Raw genomic sequence first — 16,713 nt, forward strand, 5'->3', positions numbered from 1 at the left:
ATAAATGATGGTAGACTAGAAATCATAGCCGATTTGCATCCAAAATTGGCGACCTATATCATAAGAATTTAAGATAATAGGGTTGCCATTAGCGTCAACACCATAATTATATCGATCAGTTACATTGCGTTTATTTAATAAATTATTGACTTCCAATGACATATTCGCACCATAAGCAAAACTCGGTTTCCATAGCATTTTTACATCCCAACGAAATGTACTACCAAAATCTTCACGATCATAACGTGCTAATTGGCCTTTGTCTGGATCCCATTTGTATGAGCTTTCATATCTCACAGCTTGAGAGCGTTGAGCATGCCATTGGAACTGATTATAAATTGACAGGTCATAATCAGGAAACGCAGTCGTAAGCTCTAAATTAAATCTTAATGGAAGATTAAAATCAGTTGCTGGTAATTTGGACGCTTTAATAACTTTCCCATTATAATAAACATAATCTTTATTAATTCTTCCTCCGGCAGCATCATAATGAGCATAACCTACTTTTGGTGTATTACTCTGATTTTTTTCCCAGATAATCGATGCTTTTAAGGTATTTTCAGTTGTAGCGATCTTCCATTTTTCAGGATTAGTTACACTAATAGCAAAACTGTTATGTTCACTTTTACCTGTATTGTCAAATTTGCGTACCGAAGATCTAGCATATTTAGGTTTACTGACTACTTCGTCACGGCTATTACGGTGTACATATTCAAATTTCCACAGTGTATCAAGAATTTTTTGTTCAATACCAAAGTTAATTTCATCACTGTAAGGTGTAGAAAGATGATTTAAACCTTCAAAATCAGTTTCGTTTATCCACTTATCATCAATGACATCACCTGGCTTACATCCGTAACAGTTATATAATCCACCATTTTGTGCACCATATAATGCATAGCCCATCATTGTTCTACCGTAATAGCGGTTATAACCAGCAATTAAATTAGTCTGTTTAGTACCAAATAGGTCATAGGTTGTCGCTATTCGTGGAGCGACATTATAATTTTTCACAAAATTGTCGTAGTCAACCCGTATTCCTGGTTGTAAGGTTAAACGGTGATAGGTGATAGTATCGTCAGCATAAAGTGCGTAGTTTTTATAATCTGCACTATAAGTCCCTTTCTTAAAGGCATTGATCATCCAATTCTTCCAGACATCATTATAATTAACAAAGTTATATCTAAAAAAGTCTTTATTACGGATATAAGATGCGTTTGTTTTTTTGAATTCAAATCCAGATTTTGGTTGATGTATCGTGTTACCCCAATTAATTGGTGTAAATGTGAATTTACCTTTTAATTCGGTATTTTTTTGTTTAGTTTTTAAATCACCAATACCACCAGATTGTTTTTCAAAGTTTTCATCTTGTTCTATCCAATTTTCATAACGATAAGAAACATAATATTTTTGGTCATCTTTACGTTTATCTTCTAGCACTTGGTAACCGGTAGTCAATTCTAATTCACCTAAATCTTGTTGCGAAGTTAACTGTAATGATGAGCCAATGCCAGTATGGTTAGTTTTAAATCCAGAATTAGCAACATTGGCAGAAAATGAATAGTCCTGGTAATTAGAATAATTTACTGACCAATCTAAATAGGTATTATCTGTCATATACCAACTAAATTTAGATAAGTAGTTATTGGATGTTCGTGTTTGATCTTTATAGCCACCAGCAGCTTCAATATCTGCAATTTCGTTTGATGAGTCTAGAATAATTGCTTCACCGCGATAAGCGTAAGATGAAATATCTGATTCTTTTCGAGAAGCGGAGAAAACAAAACCTAAATTATCAGTGATACCAGATTCAAACCATCCGCCAAAGTTTTCTTTTTTATAATGTGGTTGAAAACGATTTGGTCGGTTTGAAGTATTTTGTGTAGGACTAAAATCAACACGTTTATCGGTATGTATTTTATTCCAAGCTGAACGAGTAGTATTGTAGTAAACACTACCTCCTGTAGTATATTTCCAACGACGTCCGGTAACATCAATAACACCGCCAGTAAATCCACCATATTCTACTGGAATGTTCTTATCATAAACTTTAACATTATCGATTAAACGACTGTCAATATATAGACCTTGCTCATCAGAATTAATACGTGTAGCCGTAATATCATCATTAGGATTTGACGGATCAATATCGTTGTTAAAACTAATGCCATCTAGCATAAAGTTATTTTGATAGCTTGATGCGCCATGAATTGTAACTTTAGAGGGTTTGATTTCCCCTTGTTGATTGCCATTATTGCTGCTATTTGATACTTGAATTGACGGTAATGTTTTTAAAATATCGGTAATATTGCCGTTACCCATTGTACCGGTACGAATTTCTTCTGATGTAATAAGTTCTGGTTGTGATGCTATAGGATTGGAGTTAAATTTTGCTTTTACAACCATAACCTCTTTTTTATTATCCTCTTTATTTTCTTCAGTTAGTACTTCTTTGTTATCTTGATGTTTTTTTTCATCTTGAACATCTTTGGCTTGAATATAAATTGGAAATAATAAACAACAGAAGATTGAGTAGATTTGATAAGGTTTACGCATGATAAATTTAATGATAACTAATTTAAATAAGAATGGATCTTATTATCATTATCATTTAAATCAATTTAATTTGACAGAAATGTGACATATATCACATTTTTTATGCATAACTATGTATTATGTCTTTATTAAATAAAAGTTTTTAAAAAAAGTTGTTGAATTGACTAATAGTTGACTATAATAGTCAACTATTATGTGATTTTATTAATGGTATTGTGATGAAAAATTTAGTTTGTTATAAAACGTTACCTATTTGGGATGTTAATACTTTACCAACTTTGTTTCGCGAAAAGCATAATACACAAATAGGTACATGGGCAAAATTAAACATTATTAAAGGTTATGTGAATTTTGATATGTTAACCGAACAGGGAGATATTATCTCTCAACATATTTTCGATGTTGATCATCAACCTCCATTTATTTTGCCTCAACAATGGCATCGAATTGCGCAAGTATCTGATGATCTACAGTGTCAACTGGCTTTTTATTGTCAATCTGAAGATTATACCCAGAAAAAATATCAAATGACGAAAACGCATTCTGATGTGTTAGATGTTTGTCAAATTATTCAAGCAGGAAAAGCTTTAGATTTAGGGTGTGGTTCTGGTCGTAATTCACTTTTTTTGCAACTACTTGGCTTTGATGTTGATGCTGTTGACAAATCGGAGATGAGTATCAGTAATTTACAACAAATTATTGCCAATGATGATCTATCTCATATCAAGGCATCTATTTATGATATAAACCAAGCTAATCTTAAAGGTAATTACGATTTAATTATTTCAACAGTTGTAATGATGTTTCTACAACCAGATCGAATTCCTGATATTATTGATAATATGCAAACTATAACCAAAACGGGCGGTTATAATTTAATTGTATGTGCCATGTCAACAGACGATTTTCCTTGTTCAGTCGGGTTTTTATTTACGTTTAAAGAGAATGAATTACGTAATTATTATCAAGATTGGGATATTCTAAAATATAATGAAGATGTTGGCGAATTGCACAAGACGGATATTAATGGTAACCGGATAAAACTTCGTTTTGCGACTTTACTAGCAAAAAAACGATAATATTACAGGATATCATCCTGTAATATTTTGTTTTTGACTATTGATTACTACCTAGTATTTTTCCCACTTCAAACCAAGATTTACGAGAGTTTAGTAGGTCTTGGGCGGACATTGGTTTTTTACCTGCTGGTTGTAATATTGTCATGTTTAATGATCCATCACTGGTGGCAATACAAATTCCTTTCTTATCCGCCTGTAAAATGGTGCCAACGGGTTGATTATGTTGAGTTGCCATAACTTGAGCTTGCCAAACTTTTATTGGTTCACCATTTACTTCAAAGTAACTAACTGGCCAAGGGTTAAATGCTCGCACACATCGTTCCAGTTGTATTGCTGATAAATTCCAATCTAATTTAGCCTCTTGTTTAGATAATTTTTCTGCATAAGTGGCTTGTGATTGTTGTTGCTTTTCTGGTTTAATTTTTCCTTGGTTAATCAGTGTTAGTGTCTCAAGTAATGCTTGTGGCCCTAATTTAGCTAACTTTTCATATAGTGTTGCACTGGTGTCAGACGGTTCAATAGGGCATGCTAACTTATAAAGCATATCACCAGTATCAAGTCCGGCATCCATTTGCATAATGGTGATACCTGTTTCACTATCTCCAGCCCAACATGCACGCTGAATTGGCGCTGCACCTCGCCATTTAGGCAATAAAGAACCATGGACATTTAAACATCCAAGTTTTGGCATATCAAGTACTGCTTGAGGTAAAATTAATCCATAAGCAACCACAATCATAATATCGGCATTAAGATTAGCAATGACGTGCTGATTTTCTACGGTTTTGAGTGTGGTTGGTTGATAAATGGGAAGATTGTTTTCGATTGCTAATTGTTTTACAGGGCTTGCCGTTAACTTATTTCCTCGACCTGCGGGTCTATCTGGTTGACTGAAGACGGCGATGACATTATGGTTTGAGCCAATTAAAGCTTTTAAATGTGTGGCAGCAAAATCAGGTGTGCCTGCAAAAATAATATTTAAGGGTTTAGTAGCTTTTAGCATATGCAATATATCCATAATCAAAATATTATGGATATTATACTTTAAATTAAATTAAGAATCTGCAACCACAAAAATGAGTTTTTAATATCTATCACTTTTGGATTGTATAAAAGTATTGACTGAGTTATAGCGGTAAGTTACGTTCAATCATGCCTTGTTTGTAAAGTTCGTAGGTGTTGGAGAAGATTTTTTTGTATAAAAAATAATAAAAAATTCCACCAAAAACGCCACCACAAAATATGCCGGTGACAATTGCAAGGATAATAAGTTTTGATTTATTATCCTTGCTAACCTTCATATTATTGTACATTTTGGTTAATCTTTCATCTGTCAGCTTACTATTCTTTATTGTTGATTTTACTACGAACATGTATAATTTCATTAATAGATAAATAAATGTGCAAAAAATTAAAATAATACATGACATTATACCTATAAACATTAAAAATTGTTGAGCATTACTCATTTTCTAAAACCTTATTCCTTAAATTAGCTGGTCATCCAGACACTTTATAGTAACCATAAAATATAGTTTAATAAATATTTTTTTACTTAGAATGGGAAGAAAATTGGCACTAATGCTATATCAACGGCCATCACTAGAAAAGTTAATGGTAGGCCAATTTTAACAAAATCACTAAAGCTATATCCTCCTGGAGCCACTACCATTGTTTTAACTGGTGATGAAACAGGTGTAATAAATGAAGCCGATGTTGCAATCGCCACTGTCATAGCAAATGGATAAGGTGAATAGCCAAATTTTATAGCTAAATCAATTGCAATTGGTGCAATCAAAATTGCTGTTGCGGTATTTGAAATAAATAGTCCAACTGTGGAACACAATAAAAAGATAAAGGTTAACACCATATAAGGACCAAACGATCGTAAATGAATTTCAAGCCATTCCGAGATTAATGAAATTCCTCCCGTTTTATTTAAAGCTACTGCGAAAGGCATCATACCAATAATAAGAATTAATGTTGGCCAATGAATTGACTTATAGGCATTAGCCATATCGATACAACGAGTTGCTCCCATTAATAGGCAGGCAATAAGTGCTGCAACCACATTTGGAACAATTCCTGTAACCATTAAAATTATCATCAAGGCTAGATTAAATAGTGCTACATAAGCTTGCGAGCTAGCGGGGGCAACATCATCAATATCTGAAGGATAATCTAACACTACAAAATCACTAGTACGAGTTTGAAGTTTTTGGATTGAACCCCAATCACCGCAAACTAATAACGTATCACTCATTTCTAAGCGTTCTTGGAATAAGTTATTTGTCTCAACAGGAGCATGATTTCGCCAAATACCAATCACGGTTAAAAAATATTTACTTCTAAAATCTATCTCATTAAGCGTTTTACCACATAATGATGATTCTGGTAGTAATGCTACCTCGGCCATACCAACTTCTTTTACTTGTTCAGAAAAATATTCACCACGTAGAATTTTCGGTTCAAGATTATTGGTCGTTAAAAATGTACGATAATCAGCTTCGGAATGGGACATATCCAACAAAAGAATATCGTTTTCTCTAAATTCGGTAGATCCGTTAACCGGAATGAGGACTTTTTGAAACTTTCGCCAACGCTCGATACCAATAACATTTACCCCGTGCTCACTACGTAAATGTAAACCGTCAATAGTTCGACCAACAAAAGGAGAGCCAGCAAGAATTTGTGCTCGATGCGCTCGACCAATTAATCTATAATCTCTAATTAGGTCGGTAATTTTGCGTCTTTGTGGTTGACTATTGGTTGGTGTGATTTGGTCGGCTGTCAGTAACCAATTGCGAGTTAGTACACAATAAATAACACCGACAATTAATACCCCTATACCTATTGGCGTAATAGAAAAGAAACCAAATTCAGTTAAAGTTGCTCGACTCAGTTCACTATTCACTACTAGGTTTGGTGCGGTAGCAACAAGGGTCATCATGCCACTAATTAGCGCAGCAATACATAGCGGCATCATTAATTTTTTAACATGTATACCGGTATGATTGGCAATGCTAATCGCTACAGGAATAAATATCGCCACCACGCCTGTTGAGCTCATCACCGATCCTAATAATGCTACACCTAACATAATAAATGTTATAATACGTATATCATTTTGACCGGCGGCTTTTAATATGTATTCACTCATTTTGTAAGAGATACCGGTTCTTACTAAGCTTTCTCCAATAACAAATAGTAATGCGATTAAAATAATGTTTGGATCGCTAAATCCTGAAAGTGCTTCAGCTGGTGTTAAGACACCGGTAACGGTAATCGCGGTTATAATGAGAAGTGCAATAATATCCATTCTTAATTTACTGAATGAAAACAGCAAAATAGCAATAAAAAGTAATAAACAAACAGTAATAAGAGGATAATATTCGATTATATAATTAGGCAAAAAAGCCGACATTGATGATACAAAACTATGTCCAGATGACAACTGTTCCACAAAAAGTAGCTCTATAGTGTTGAGTAGATTTTCGACATAATACCTTGATTCATTGTAATAGGGAATATCTTCAAATAAAGTTTATTGCGGCAAACCTTTGCCATTATGACATTTTTAACATTTTCTGCTGTTTTATTTTTCGACTATTCGTATTCATAAAACTAGGTGTAAGTTAGTCAACTTGAATTGTTTAATTCTAAACCATGTTGAGGAGACCATATGTCATCAAAAAAATCAGTTGCTCAGATTGTTGTTGATGTTTTAACTCAAGCCGGTGTGAAACATTGTTATGGTATTGTTGGCGATACGTTAAATCAGATTACTTCTGCTATTAAAAAAAGTGATGATATTGAGTGGGTACATGTTCGTCATGAAGAAGTTGGTGCTTTTGCTGCTGGCGCTGAAGCTTATTTGACCGATCAAATAACTGCATGTGCAGGTTCTTGCGGTCCGGGAAGTTTACATTTTATTAATGGTATTTATGAGGCACAACGAAATAAAGTTCCACTTATTTTATTGGCTAGTCAGTTGGTTACTTCTCAACAAGGAACTGATTTTCCGCAAGAAGTTGACTTTGAGGCTGTTTATAAAAACTGTGCTGTTTTTTGTCAGCAAATTACTGACCCAACACAAGCAAGACGAATTACCACTGCTGCGGTTCAAGCTGCGATTAATCAGCGTGGGGTTGCTGTTTTAGTTATTCCTTACAATATTAGTTTAACCAAAGTTGAGGATAACAGTGGACACAAGATCTATCATCCCAAACCAATAATTCGTCCATCTGATGATGAATTGGCTAAAATTTCTGAAATTTTAAATAAAAATAGTAGAGTGACAATTTTTGCTGGGCATGGAGTGTCAGATGCTCATGATGAGTTAGTTGCTCTAGCCAATAAATTAAAATCACCGATAGTCCATACATCAAGAGCTAAAGATTTTGTTGAATATGATAACCCTTATAATGTTGGTATGACGGGGATGTTTGGTATGGAATCAGGTACCACGGCTATTAAAGAGTGTGATGTGCTTTTAATGTTGGGTGTTGATTTTGCATGGTCTCAGTTTTATCCAGATAATGCAATAATTATTCAGGTCGATATCGATGCTACTCATCTTGGCCACCGTCATAGTGTAGAAGTTGGTGTAGTCGGGGCAAGCAAACCAACTTTAGCGGCCTTATTACCACTAGTTGATGACAAAACAGATACGACATTTTTAGATAAATGTCGTGAATTACACACTAAAGCAATCGATAAATTAAATAAAAAAGCGATACCATCAAAAACCGTCATTCATCCACAATATTTAACCGAATTGATTGATAAGTATGCTAATGATGATGCAGTACTGTGTGCTGATGTTGGTTCGGCGATGGTTTGGGCATGCCGCCATTTTTCAACCAATGGTAAAAGACGAACTGTTATTAGTCTAAAACACGGCACTATGGCCAATGCGATGCCACAAGCATTGGGTGTGAAAAAGGCCTTTCCTCATCGTCAAGTTATCACTTTATCCGGGGATGGTGGTATTAGTATGCTTTTGGGAGATTTATTGACCACAATTCAGGAGAATCTACCCATCAAAGTTATCGTGCTAAATAATAGTTCACTTAATTTTGTTGAATTAGAGCAAAAATCGGAAGGGCTTGTCGATCACTATACTGATTTAAAAAATCCTGACTTTGCTAAAGTTGCCGATGCAATGGGTCTGTATTCAATTAGAGTTGATAATTCCGATTTGCTTGAAGCGGCCGTGCAATCATTCTTAGCTCATCCAGGTCCAGCTTTATTAGATGTAAAAACAAGTGAGTATGAACTAGTTATGCCGCCAGAAATACATAGTTCACAAGTGATGGGAATGGCGCTTTATAGTGTAAAAGCATCATTGCATGGCAAAATGAAAGATGTAGTTAATTTGTTAATTGATAATTTTGTTAAAAAATAAATCATTAAGTTAACAGTTAAGTATTATCTTAAAAAATTTTGAGGAAAGGGGTTTTTTAGCCTAACTTTAACGATATCTGCCGCATATGGCGGCAGATAAGTTGAATTAAAAGCTAACGGCCCCTTCTTCCGCTGAAGTAAGATTCTCTCGAATAACCGAATAAAGTTCTCGACCAAAGCCTTGATGTGAATCAGTTAGATCGATTGGTTCTGCTTGTCGCATTGCTAGTTCAGCTTCGTCGACCAATAATGTGATTTCGCCAGTTTGACCGTTGACTCGAATCATGTCACCTTGTTGTACTTTGCTCAATAATCCTCCACCATAAGCTTCAGGGGTGACATGAATTGCAGCTGGTACTTTACCTGAGGCGCCAGATAAGCGACCATCAGTTAATAAGGCAACTTTATAACCGCGATCTTGTAACACACCCAATGGTGTTATTAATTTATGCAGTTCCGGCATACCGATTGCTTTTGGACCTTGATAACGTACAACTACAACACAATCTTTATTGAGATTGCCAGCTTTATACTCTGCATCTAAATCATATTGACTGTTAAAAACTACTGCAGGTGCTTCAATAATTTGATGCTCAGCAGTAACAGCAGACGTTTTCATTATGGCTCGACCTAAATTGCCCGACATGACCTTTAGTCCACCATGGGAATTGAAAGGTTTTTTAATTGAAGCAATCACATTTTCATCTAAAGATTTGCTAGGGCCTTCACGGAAGATGAGTTTGCCATTTTCTAAAATTGGTTCTTTGGTATAACGGCTTAATCCACGCCCCACAACTGTTTCAACATCTTCATGTAATAAGCCTCCAGCTAATAATTCTCTTACTAGTAATGACGTTCCACCAGCCGCTTGGAAATAATTGATATCAGCTGGTCCATTTGGGTATATTCGACTAAGTAGCGGTACAACAGTTGATAAATCAGAAATATCATCCCAATTAATAATAATACCAGCAGCTTTAGCCATAGCAACAATATGCATGGTTAGGTTGGTTGACCCACCTGTTGCTAATAGAGCAACTAAGCCATTAACAATGACTTTTTCATCAACCATTTTACCGACAGGCATATAATTACCTGATTGGTTTGTTAAGCGCGTAATCTGTTTTGCTGCTGCATTTGTTAATTCGTAACGTAATGCTGTTTCTGGATGTACAAAGGCTGCGCCAGGTAAATGTAAACCCATTAATTCAATGACCATTTGGTTACTATTCGCGGTACCATAGAAAGTACAGGTTCCGCTAGAATGGTATGATGCAGATTCAGATTCTAATAGATCTTCACGTGATGCTTTTCCTTCTGAATAAAGTTGGCGAATACGGACTTTTTCTTTATTCGATAGGCCTGAAGGCATTGGTCCTGAAGGGACAAAGATAGCCGGTAAATGCCCAAAAGATAGAGCGCCAATAAATAACCCTGGTAAAATTTTATCGCAAACACCAAGATAAAGAGCACCATCAAACATATTATGCGACAAGCCAACAGCAACTGACATTGCAATGACATCTCGGCTCATAAGGGAAATTTCCATCCCTGGTTCACCTTGTGTTACTCCATCACACATGGCGGGTACGCCACCGGCCATTTGACCAACAGCACCTATTTCATGTAATACTTTGCGAATTTGTTCGGGGTAATATTCATAAGGTTTATGTGCAGATAACATGTCATTATAAGAACTGATAATGCCGATATTACTTTTTAGTATATTTTTAAGATCATTTTTATCATCTAAACAACAAGCAGCAAAGCCATGTGCTAAGTTGCTACAAGGTAAACTTGCACGAGTGACTTTTTTTAACATAGCGTGTTCTATTTTTTGTAAATAAGCCTCACGTGATGCTTTAGAACGATTAATAATACGCTGCGTTACAGCTAAAATAGTGGAATTCACATTAACCTCTCCGATCTTTTTATTTTTTATTATTATAAATTTATTCACAATTACATATTGAATTAATAACCTGCGTAGTTTCATTAATAACATCAATTAGCGATTGTTCAATATTGATGGCATAGACATCTTTTTCATCGGCAGTAGGTTCTTCTAAGGTGTCAAATTGTGACTGTAACATGCCAGATTTTTGGTAATGTCCTTTACGTTCAGCTAGACGCTGTTCAATAACCGCAAAACTTCCTTTTAGGTAAATAAAGTGAATATTTTCATTTTCGCCACGAATAATATCTCGATATTGTTGTTTTAATGCGGAACAAATTATGATCGAAACATCATTGACGTTACTCATCGCAAATGCGGCGTTACTAATTAGATTTAGCCACGGCAGCCTATCTTCATCATTTAGCGGAATACCACTACGCATTTTTAATATATTGGCTTTGGGATGTAGAAAGTCGCCATCTAAAAAAGCCGCATTTAGGTTATCGGCAATTTGTTTAGCAACAACTGATTTACCACTCCCAGATACTCCCATAAAAATGAAAATATTTTTCTTTTTTTCGGTCATTAGCTGATTCTCTAAACCATTCTGTTACGGGTAACATTTTGTCACTATAATCTTTTATTGCAATATAAAAAAGTTTCTTTTGTGACCTAGATCATATTTTTATTTGCGATCAAAAAATATTCATGTAGCTATTTTTCTTTGTTTTGTTGTTTTCGCTATTATTTATAGCCATTTTTGGCAACCAAGTTAAAGTGAATGTACTGGGGCTTGTAGATATGAAACTAGTTGCTAGTTAACGATTTGAAAATAATTTTTATAATCAAAATGTTACATCTATATTGATTAAATTAGTTATTAAAGTTGTGGTAACTTTTTAGATAGTGTGTCGACTTTGATAAGTCATGATTTAAGTATAAATTACTAATATAACGATTAAATAATAACTTTTTGATTGTATGCCCAAAAACCTAAGCATACAATCAATATATCAAGCATTATTTAGTAACATCATTCATGATTTGTTTAAATGCAGAAAATGAACAAAAACCATCTTTATTAATTGGACAATTTTCCATTTCTAATACAATTTTTTGTGGAGGAGTTTTCCTATTTAATTGGGTCAAATTACGAATTTGATCGGTTGACTGATAAAAATATTCAATTTTCATTAATGCTTCACCAGTCTTGTTATCGCGCCATTTTTGAAATACAACTTTTCCACCAATTGGCGTAGTTTCAAATTGATTTGCCAGTGTATACGACTTAATTTTTATGGCGGAAAATAGTGATGCAACATTTGAGTCATGGCCGACTAAAAACGTAAATTTGCTTTTGTTGTTTTTTTCTGAAAATGTTTGATTGATATAATTAACTAAATTGGCTGCGATTTGTTTGGCTACAACAGGCGAACCAAATAATACGGTATTATAATTTTCTTTGATAGCGACTAATTTCTCAAACTGCTCGTTATTCTTTATTTTACCCCAGGCTATATCTGTTAATGGTGCCCCTTCGTAATATTGTAATATAAAGGCATCCGCAATTGATGTTCCAGTACGAAGCGGGCCTGTTATACCGGGTTCTTTGCCTTTTTCAATAATGAGTTTGGTTGGTAACGCAGTAAAATCACATTGTTTATCATTTAGACAATTTGCCGAATTTGCATAATTGATTATTTTGGACATGTCATTATAGGCGTTATCCAATTTTTTATTTAATCCTTCAATACCATTTGCATCAGCAATTTGATTGATTGATGCAATGGCAGACTCTTTAAATGTTGGGCTATCATCTTTAATTACAGGAAAGAATGTAGGATCCATAGTCCCTAATTTTTCTTTATGAACAATTGGAACAATGCAACCAGGAAAAGCGCCAACCGCAAAGTACTGACCAGTTGCGATAGTTCGTTGTAAGCTATTAGTATAAATATATACTTCTTTTTCTGTTGGACATGTATTTTCGCTTAATAATTTATTATCAACTAACCATTCACTAAAATAATGTCCAAAATAACTTTCTAATACTCCACCTCGGGTAGTTAAATAACTAGCAGGTGTATCCCATTGTGGCCATTGATTAGGAGTTACTTTACCTAAAGTACTATTTGGGCTAGCTAATGGAGCTCGCAATCCATGACGGCTGAAAACCACCACTTGTTCTAATGTATAATTATCTATTGTTTCTAATGCTTGTGTTGAGAAAGATAAAGCAAAAGATAGGCCTAATATTAATTTTAATTTTCGCATAAATAACCTCTTAAGTAACGTTCGAGGAGATAAGATCACCATGATATTGCTTGTGATAAGTAGGAGGTAAACACCAATAATTACTTCAATTAAATAGTATATTTTTACTCTATATTACTTATCGATCCTAATATAATAAGAGGAAAGAAAATAGATTTAATAGACATATAAACGTCTACACGATTAACCTTTATGCCTCTTAATTTTGTTAAAAAAGTGTATAGATTTTTAAATCAAAATATTGCTAAGATCAGCTGATGTTTGATAAACAACATTACCGTTTATAATGGTTGCAACAATTTGATTATCATCATTTAATAATACTAAATTGGCTAATTTGTTCGGTGCAATACTACCTAAAATATCGTCAATTCCTAATGCTTTAGCTGGATAATAACTACCATGCAACCAAGCTTGTTCGAAAGGCATATTAGTATAATCAGCAAAATTAGTTACCGCATTCTCAAGGGTCAATGTGCTACCAGCTAAACCACCATTGTTAGTCCGAACAACACCATCTTGCATATGTACTTGTAATTTACCTAGATAATAATCGCCATTTGGCATTCCCGTTGCTTGCATCGCATCAGTAATTAGTAACAGATTTTTTCCACAACATTTATGGGCGATGTTAATCGCAGCTGGATGAACATGGTGGCCATCGGCGATAATTTCGGTTTGACAGTTATCGATACTTAATGCTGCACCAACAACTCCTGGTTGTCTATGATGTAATCCGGACATACCGTTATAGCAATGTACCACGCCGCTGGCACCAGCTAATATTGCATCTTTAATTGTTTGATAGTCGGCATTAGTATGACCTAACATAACACGGATATTTTGTTCATTTAGCCATTTGATAATAGCGAGGGCATTTGGGTATTCTGGTGCTAGAGCAATGCATTTTAATGTCCCTTCAGCCAATGATAACCATTTTTCAATTATTGCTCGATCCGGTGCGCATAGAAACTCTTCAGGATGAGCGCCCTTATGTATATCACTAAAAAAAGGTCCTTCTAAATACGAACCTAATATTGTTGCGCCTGAAACGCCTTTTTTTATACTGTTTTTGACTTGTATTAATGCTGCTTCAATCTTTTCATAACTTTCAGTTACTGTTGTTGCTAAAAAAGCACCAACGCCATGTTTTGCCAAAAAACAGCTTATGGTATTTAATGATTCATGAGTGGCATCCATAGTGTCAGCGCCCATGACACCATGAATATGGGTATCTATGAGCGCTGGTAACAGTTTTATTTGGTTCGTACAAGGCTTATCATTAGGCTGAATATCAATAGTTTTTCCATTATTAATAGTGATAATTGCATTATCAATCCAACCAACAGGTGTTAAAACCTTTTGAGCGCAAATTTGTTTAAATTCCATCAGAACATTCCTTATCAATAGTTGACTGTTTTTGATGTTCATGCCATAAGCTAGTTATTGTTTGCTTACCATTTTCAATAGTTTCTTGACGAATGGTTGTGATATCTAAATTTTCACGTAGTAACAAAATTTCAAGTAACAGCGGCATATTAACACCGCTAATTACTTCAATATTTTGGTGTTGATAACTTAAAACTGCCGCTAATCGAAATGGTGAACCACCGACAATATCAGTTAAAAATAAAACACCGTCACCACAATTAGTTTCCTGAAATGCTTGGTGCAATTGTTCCTCTAATTGTTCACTACTCATACCATCAGGAAAATTTATAGCCGTAAATTGTGGTTGTTTACCAATAATTTGTGTGGCGGCTTCGTAAAGCCCGGTAGCAAAGCTACCGTGGCCGGTTAATATTATCCCTAACATAATTCCCTCTATAAAAATCCGACTAATTTACCTACAACACCAATAATAACCGTTAAACCAATTAGTTTTACTGGTGAGAAATTACGTTTCATCAAACTATAAACAATTAAGGTAAAGCCAAGTGGTAATATATTTGGCATCAATTTATCTAATACATCAGCTTGAAGCGCAACATGAGCCTGTCCTGCATTTATTTCTAATGGTGTAGATAAATGTACATATGAGGCAACTAATGCTCCTATTACTGTCATACCGATTATAGATGCAGCATGTGAGATACGTTTAGTATGCGTTTTTAATAAAGGTAAGGCACTGGTACCGGCATGATAGCCATAATGAGCTAAACCAAAACGTAAGCCAAAATGTACAATATTAAACATTAGTAGGAAAATTATTGGCCCAAAAAAACTACCTTCTAAGGCTAATGATGCACCAATTCCAGCGCATATTGGCAGTAAAGTTAACCAAAATAATGCGTCTCCTATTCCACCTAAAGGTCCCATTAACGCGACTTTCACCGCGCGTATAGTTGAAATATTTTCTTTGCCTTTTTCCATGGCTAGAACTAATCCTGAGAGGAAAGTGGCATCAAAAGGATGGACATTAATAAATTCCATATGCATATGCATCGAATTTTTAAGGTCATCTTGGTTTTTATGTATTTTACGTAATGCTGGCAAGATAGTATAAAGCCAACCTCCAGCTTGCATACGTTCATAGTTGAATGACGCTTGTAAAGCAAGGGAACGAAACGCCATTCGATTAATATCACCTTTGGTTAGTGTTACATCTTGGCTTTGATCATAAAAAGTATCGGCTGTGGCTTTACTTGTCGCTAATGCTTGTTCCATACGTTTTGCTTCTTTCTCGGCCATTTTTTTATCGTGATCGTTATTAAATTCCATCTTCCACCTCCATTGAATCTGAGCTTACTGGCTTGTTACTATCGTTGTTTTCACGGCCATAATTAAAGAAATCAATCATTGCTATAGCTAGAGCGCCTAATGCAATCGCTAAAATTGGTAAATTAAGGAAAGTCACACCAAGAAAACCTAAAATGAAATAAGCAATATAGGTTTTCTTCATCATAATTTTCATTAACATTGCAAAACCGATGGCCGGCATCATACCACCAGCAACACTAAGTCCATCAAGCAACCATTGTGGTGATTTTTTAACTAGTGCTGTTGCTGCGTCAGCACCAAAGTAGATAGGTAAGAAAGCAACAATAAAATAGAAACAAAAAAGAATAATCATGCCAAGATAGTTTACCCATTCAATTCCTTTAAAATTGAGTTGATCAACGAAGCGATCACATTTATGCATCATTGGTGAGTATATGGTGAATAAAATAGTGATACATCCTTGTACTGCAATAGCAAATGGTACGGCAATACCTATTGCAACTTTAGGATCTGCATGAGTTAAGATTGCAAAACTGGTACCAATTACACCACCGATAACCACATTAGGTGGCTGTGCTCCTGCTAACGGTACCATTCCCATCCATACCAGTTCTAATGATCCTCCAACATATAAACCGGTTGTAACATCGCCTAAAATTAATCCAACTAACGGCCCTATTACGATAGGTCTGTGTAAATGAGTCAGGCCATCAAATAAATCTACGCCAGCTATACCGGCTAGAAGTCCAATTAATAATGCATCCATTAACATAGTATGCT

At 34.9% G+C, this 16,713-nt stretch carries 13 protein-coding genes; 2 read left to right on the forward strand and 11 right to left on the reverse strand.

Annotated features, from left to right (window positions below):
• Window positions 1–15 precede the first annotated feature (15 nt).
• Complete coding sequence (locus H3S74_RS07850) at window positions 16–2,556, reverse strand: TonB-dependent siderophore receptor (RefSeq protein WP_110446974.1); 2,541 nt, start codon at window positions 2,554–2,556, stop codon at window positions 16–18.
• Between the two features lie 218 nt (window positions 2,557–2,774).
• On the opposite strand from H3S74_RS07850, the gene tehB reads away from it, so the two are divergent.
• Window positions 2,775–3,635, forward strand: a complete 861-nt coding sequence (gene tehB, locus H3S74_RS07855) for an SAM-dependent methyltransferase TehB (RefSeq protein ID WP_198247621.1) — start codon at window positions 2,775–2,777, stop codon at window positions 3,633–3,635.
• Window positions 3,636–3,672: 37 nt separating this feature from the next.
• Here the strand turns inward: tehB and fmt are convergent, their stop codons facing one another.
• The 3 genes from fmt to H3S74_RS07870 form a co-directional block, all read right to left on the reverse strand.
• Window positions 3,673–4,638, reverse strand: a complete 966-nt coding sequence (fmt, locus tag H3S74_RS07860; RefSeq protein ID WP_198247622.1) for a methionyl-tRNA formyltransferase — start codon at window positions 4,636–4,638, stop codon at window positions 3,673–3,675.
• A 124-nt stretch (window positions 4,639–4,762) separates the two neighbouring features.
• Entirely contained in the window at window positions 4,763–5,008 is a 246-nt protein-coding gene (locus H3S74_RS07865) for a hypothetical protein (protein WP_198221230.1), read from the reverse strand.
• Between the two features lie 182 nt (window positions 5,009–5,190).
• Window positions 5,191–7,059 (reverse strand): SLC13 family permease, encoded by a 1,869-nt coding sequence (locus H3S74_RS07870; RefSeq protein WP_110446978.1) that lies wholly within the window; start codon window positions 7,057–7,059, stop codon window positions 5,191–5,193.
• 258 nt (window positions 7,060–7,317) lie between these two features.
• On the opposite strand from H3S74_RS07870, the gene H3S74_RS07875 reads away from it, so the two are divergent.
• Window positions 7,318–9,042: a thiamine pyrophosphate-dependent enzyme gene (locus H3S74_RS07875; RefSeq protein WP_198247623.1), complete on the forward strand. Its 1,725-nt coding sequence runs from the start codon at window positions 7,318–7,320 to the stop codon at window positions 9,040–9,042.
• A 105-nt stretch (window positions 9,043–9,147) separates the two neighbouring features.
• Here H3S74_RS07875 and edd read toward each other — a convergent pair whose 3' ends face one another.
• The 7 genes from edd to agaW all read right to left on the reverse strand — a co-directional run bounded on the left by edd (window position 9,148) and on the right by agaW (window position 16,705).
• The gene (edd, locus tag H3S74_RS07880; RefSeq protein ID WP_198247624.1) at window positions 9,148–10,953 is read right to left on the reverse strand and encodes a phosphogluconate dehydratase; all 1,806 of its coding nucleotides are present in this window, start codon (window positions 10,951–10,953) and stop codon (window positions 9,148–9,150) included.
• Window positions 10,954–10,993: 40 nt separating this feature from the next.
• Entirely contained in the window at window positions 10,994–11,524 is a 531-nt protein-coding gene (locus H3S74_RS07885; RefSeq protein ID WP_181414607.1) for a gluconokinase, GntK/IdnK-type, read from the reverse strand.
• 434 nt (window positions 11,525–11,958) lie between these two features.
• Window positions 11,959–13,212 (reverse strand): bifunctional glucose-1-phosphatase/inositol phosphatase, encoded by a 1,254-nt coding sequence (gene agp, locus H3S74_RS07890; protein ID WP_198247625.1) that lies wholly within the window; start codon window positions 13,210–13,212, stop codon window positions 11,959–11,961.
• 228 nt (window positions 13,213–13,440) lie between these two features.
• Window positions 13,441–14,601 carry an N-acetylglucosamine-6-phosphate deacetylase gene (nagA, locus tag H3S74_RS07895; protein WP_198247626.1) on the reverse strand — a complete coding sequence of 387 codons (1,161 nt, stop codon included), beginning with the start codon at window positions 14,599–14,601 and terminating at the stop codon, window positions 13,441–13,443.
• Entirely contained in the window at window positions 14,591–15,028 is a 438-nt protein-coding gene (gene agaF, locus H3S74_RS07900) for a PTS galactosamine/N-acetylgalactosamine transporter subunit IIA (RefSeq protein WP_086362649.1), read from the reverse strand. The genes nagA and agaF overlap by 11 nt, the downstream gene beginning before the upstream one ends.
• An 8-nt stretch (window positions 15,029–15,036) precedes the next feature.
• Window positions 15,037–15,933 (reverse strand): PTS system mannose/fructose/sorbose family transporter subunit IID, encoded by an 897-nt coding sequence (locus H3S74_RS07905; RefSeq protein ID WP_110446982.1) that lies wholly within the window; start codon window positions 15,931–15,933, stop codon window positions 15,037–15,039.
• A complete protein-coding gene (gene agaW / locus H3S74_RS07910) occupies window positions 15,923–16,705 on the reverse strand; it encodes a PTS N-acetylgalactosamine transporter subunit IIC (RefSeq protein WP_086362647.1) in 783 nt (260 codons plus the stop codon). Before agaW ends, H3S74_RS07905 begins: the two co-directional genes overlap by 11 nt.
• Between the last annotated feature and the right edge of the window lie 8 nt (window positions 16,706–16,713).

It is taken from the genome of Gilliamella sp. W8126 (assembly GCF_016102185.1).
Taxonomy (GTDB): Bacteria; Pseudomonadota; Gammaproteobacteria; order Enterobacterales; family Orbaceae; genus Gilliamella; species Gilliamella apis_A.

Excerpts from the sequence above, each read along its gene's own strand:
- H3S74_RS07885 (WP_181414607.1), bottom strand. The coding sequence starts at position 11,524 with ATGACCGAAAAAAAGAAAAATATTTTCATTTTTATGGGAGTATCTGGG.
- H3S74_RS07850 (WP_110446974.1), bottom strand. The coding sequence starts at position 2,556 with ATGCGTAAACCTTATCAAATCTACTCAATCTTCTGTTGTTTATTATTT.
- agp (WP_198247625.1), bottom strand. The coding sequence starts at position 13,212 with ATGCGAAAATTAAAATTAATATTAGGCCTATCTTTTGCTTTATCTTTC.
- nagA (WP_198247626.1), bottom strand. The coding sequence starts at position 14,601 with ATGGAATTTAAACAAATTTGCGCTCAAAAGGTTTTAACACCTGTTGGT.
- H3S74_RS07875 (WP_198247623.1), top strand. The coding sequence starts at position 7,318 with ATGTCATCAAAAAAATCAGTTGCTCAGATTGTTGTTGATGTTTTAACT.
- H3S74_RS07870 (WP_110446978.1), bottom strand. The coding sequence starts at position 7,059 with ATGTCGGCTTTTTTGCCTAATTATATAATCGAATATTATCCTCTTATT.
- H3S74_RS07865 (WP_198221230.1), bottom strand. The coding sequence starts at position 5,008 with ATGTTCGTAGTAAAATCAACAATAAAGAATAGTAAGCTGACAGATGAA.
- fmt (WP_198247622.1), bottom strand. The coding sequence starts at position 4,638 with ATGCTAAAAGCTACTAAACCCTTAAATATTATTTTTGCAGGCACACCT.
- agaF (WP_086362649.1), bottom strand. The coding sequence starts at position 15,028 with ATGTTAGGGATAATATTAACCGGCCACGGTAGCTTTGCTACCGGGCTT.
- H3S74_RS07905 (WP_110446982.1), bottom strand. The coding sequence starts at position 15,933 with ATGGAATTTAATAACGATCACGATAAAAAAATGGCCGAGAAAGAAGCA.
- tehB (WP_198247621.1), top strand. The coding sequence starts at position 2,775 with ATGAAAAATTTAGTTTGTTATAAAACGTTACCTATTTGGGATGTTAAT.
- agaW (WP_086362647.1), bottom strand. The coding sequence starts at position 16,705 with ATGTTAATGGATGCATTATTAATTGGACTTCTAGCCGGTATAGCTGGC.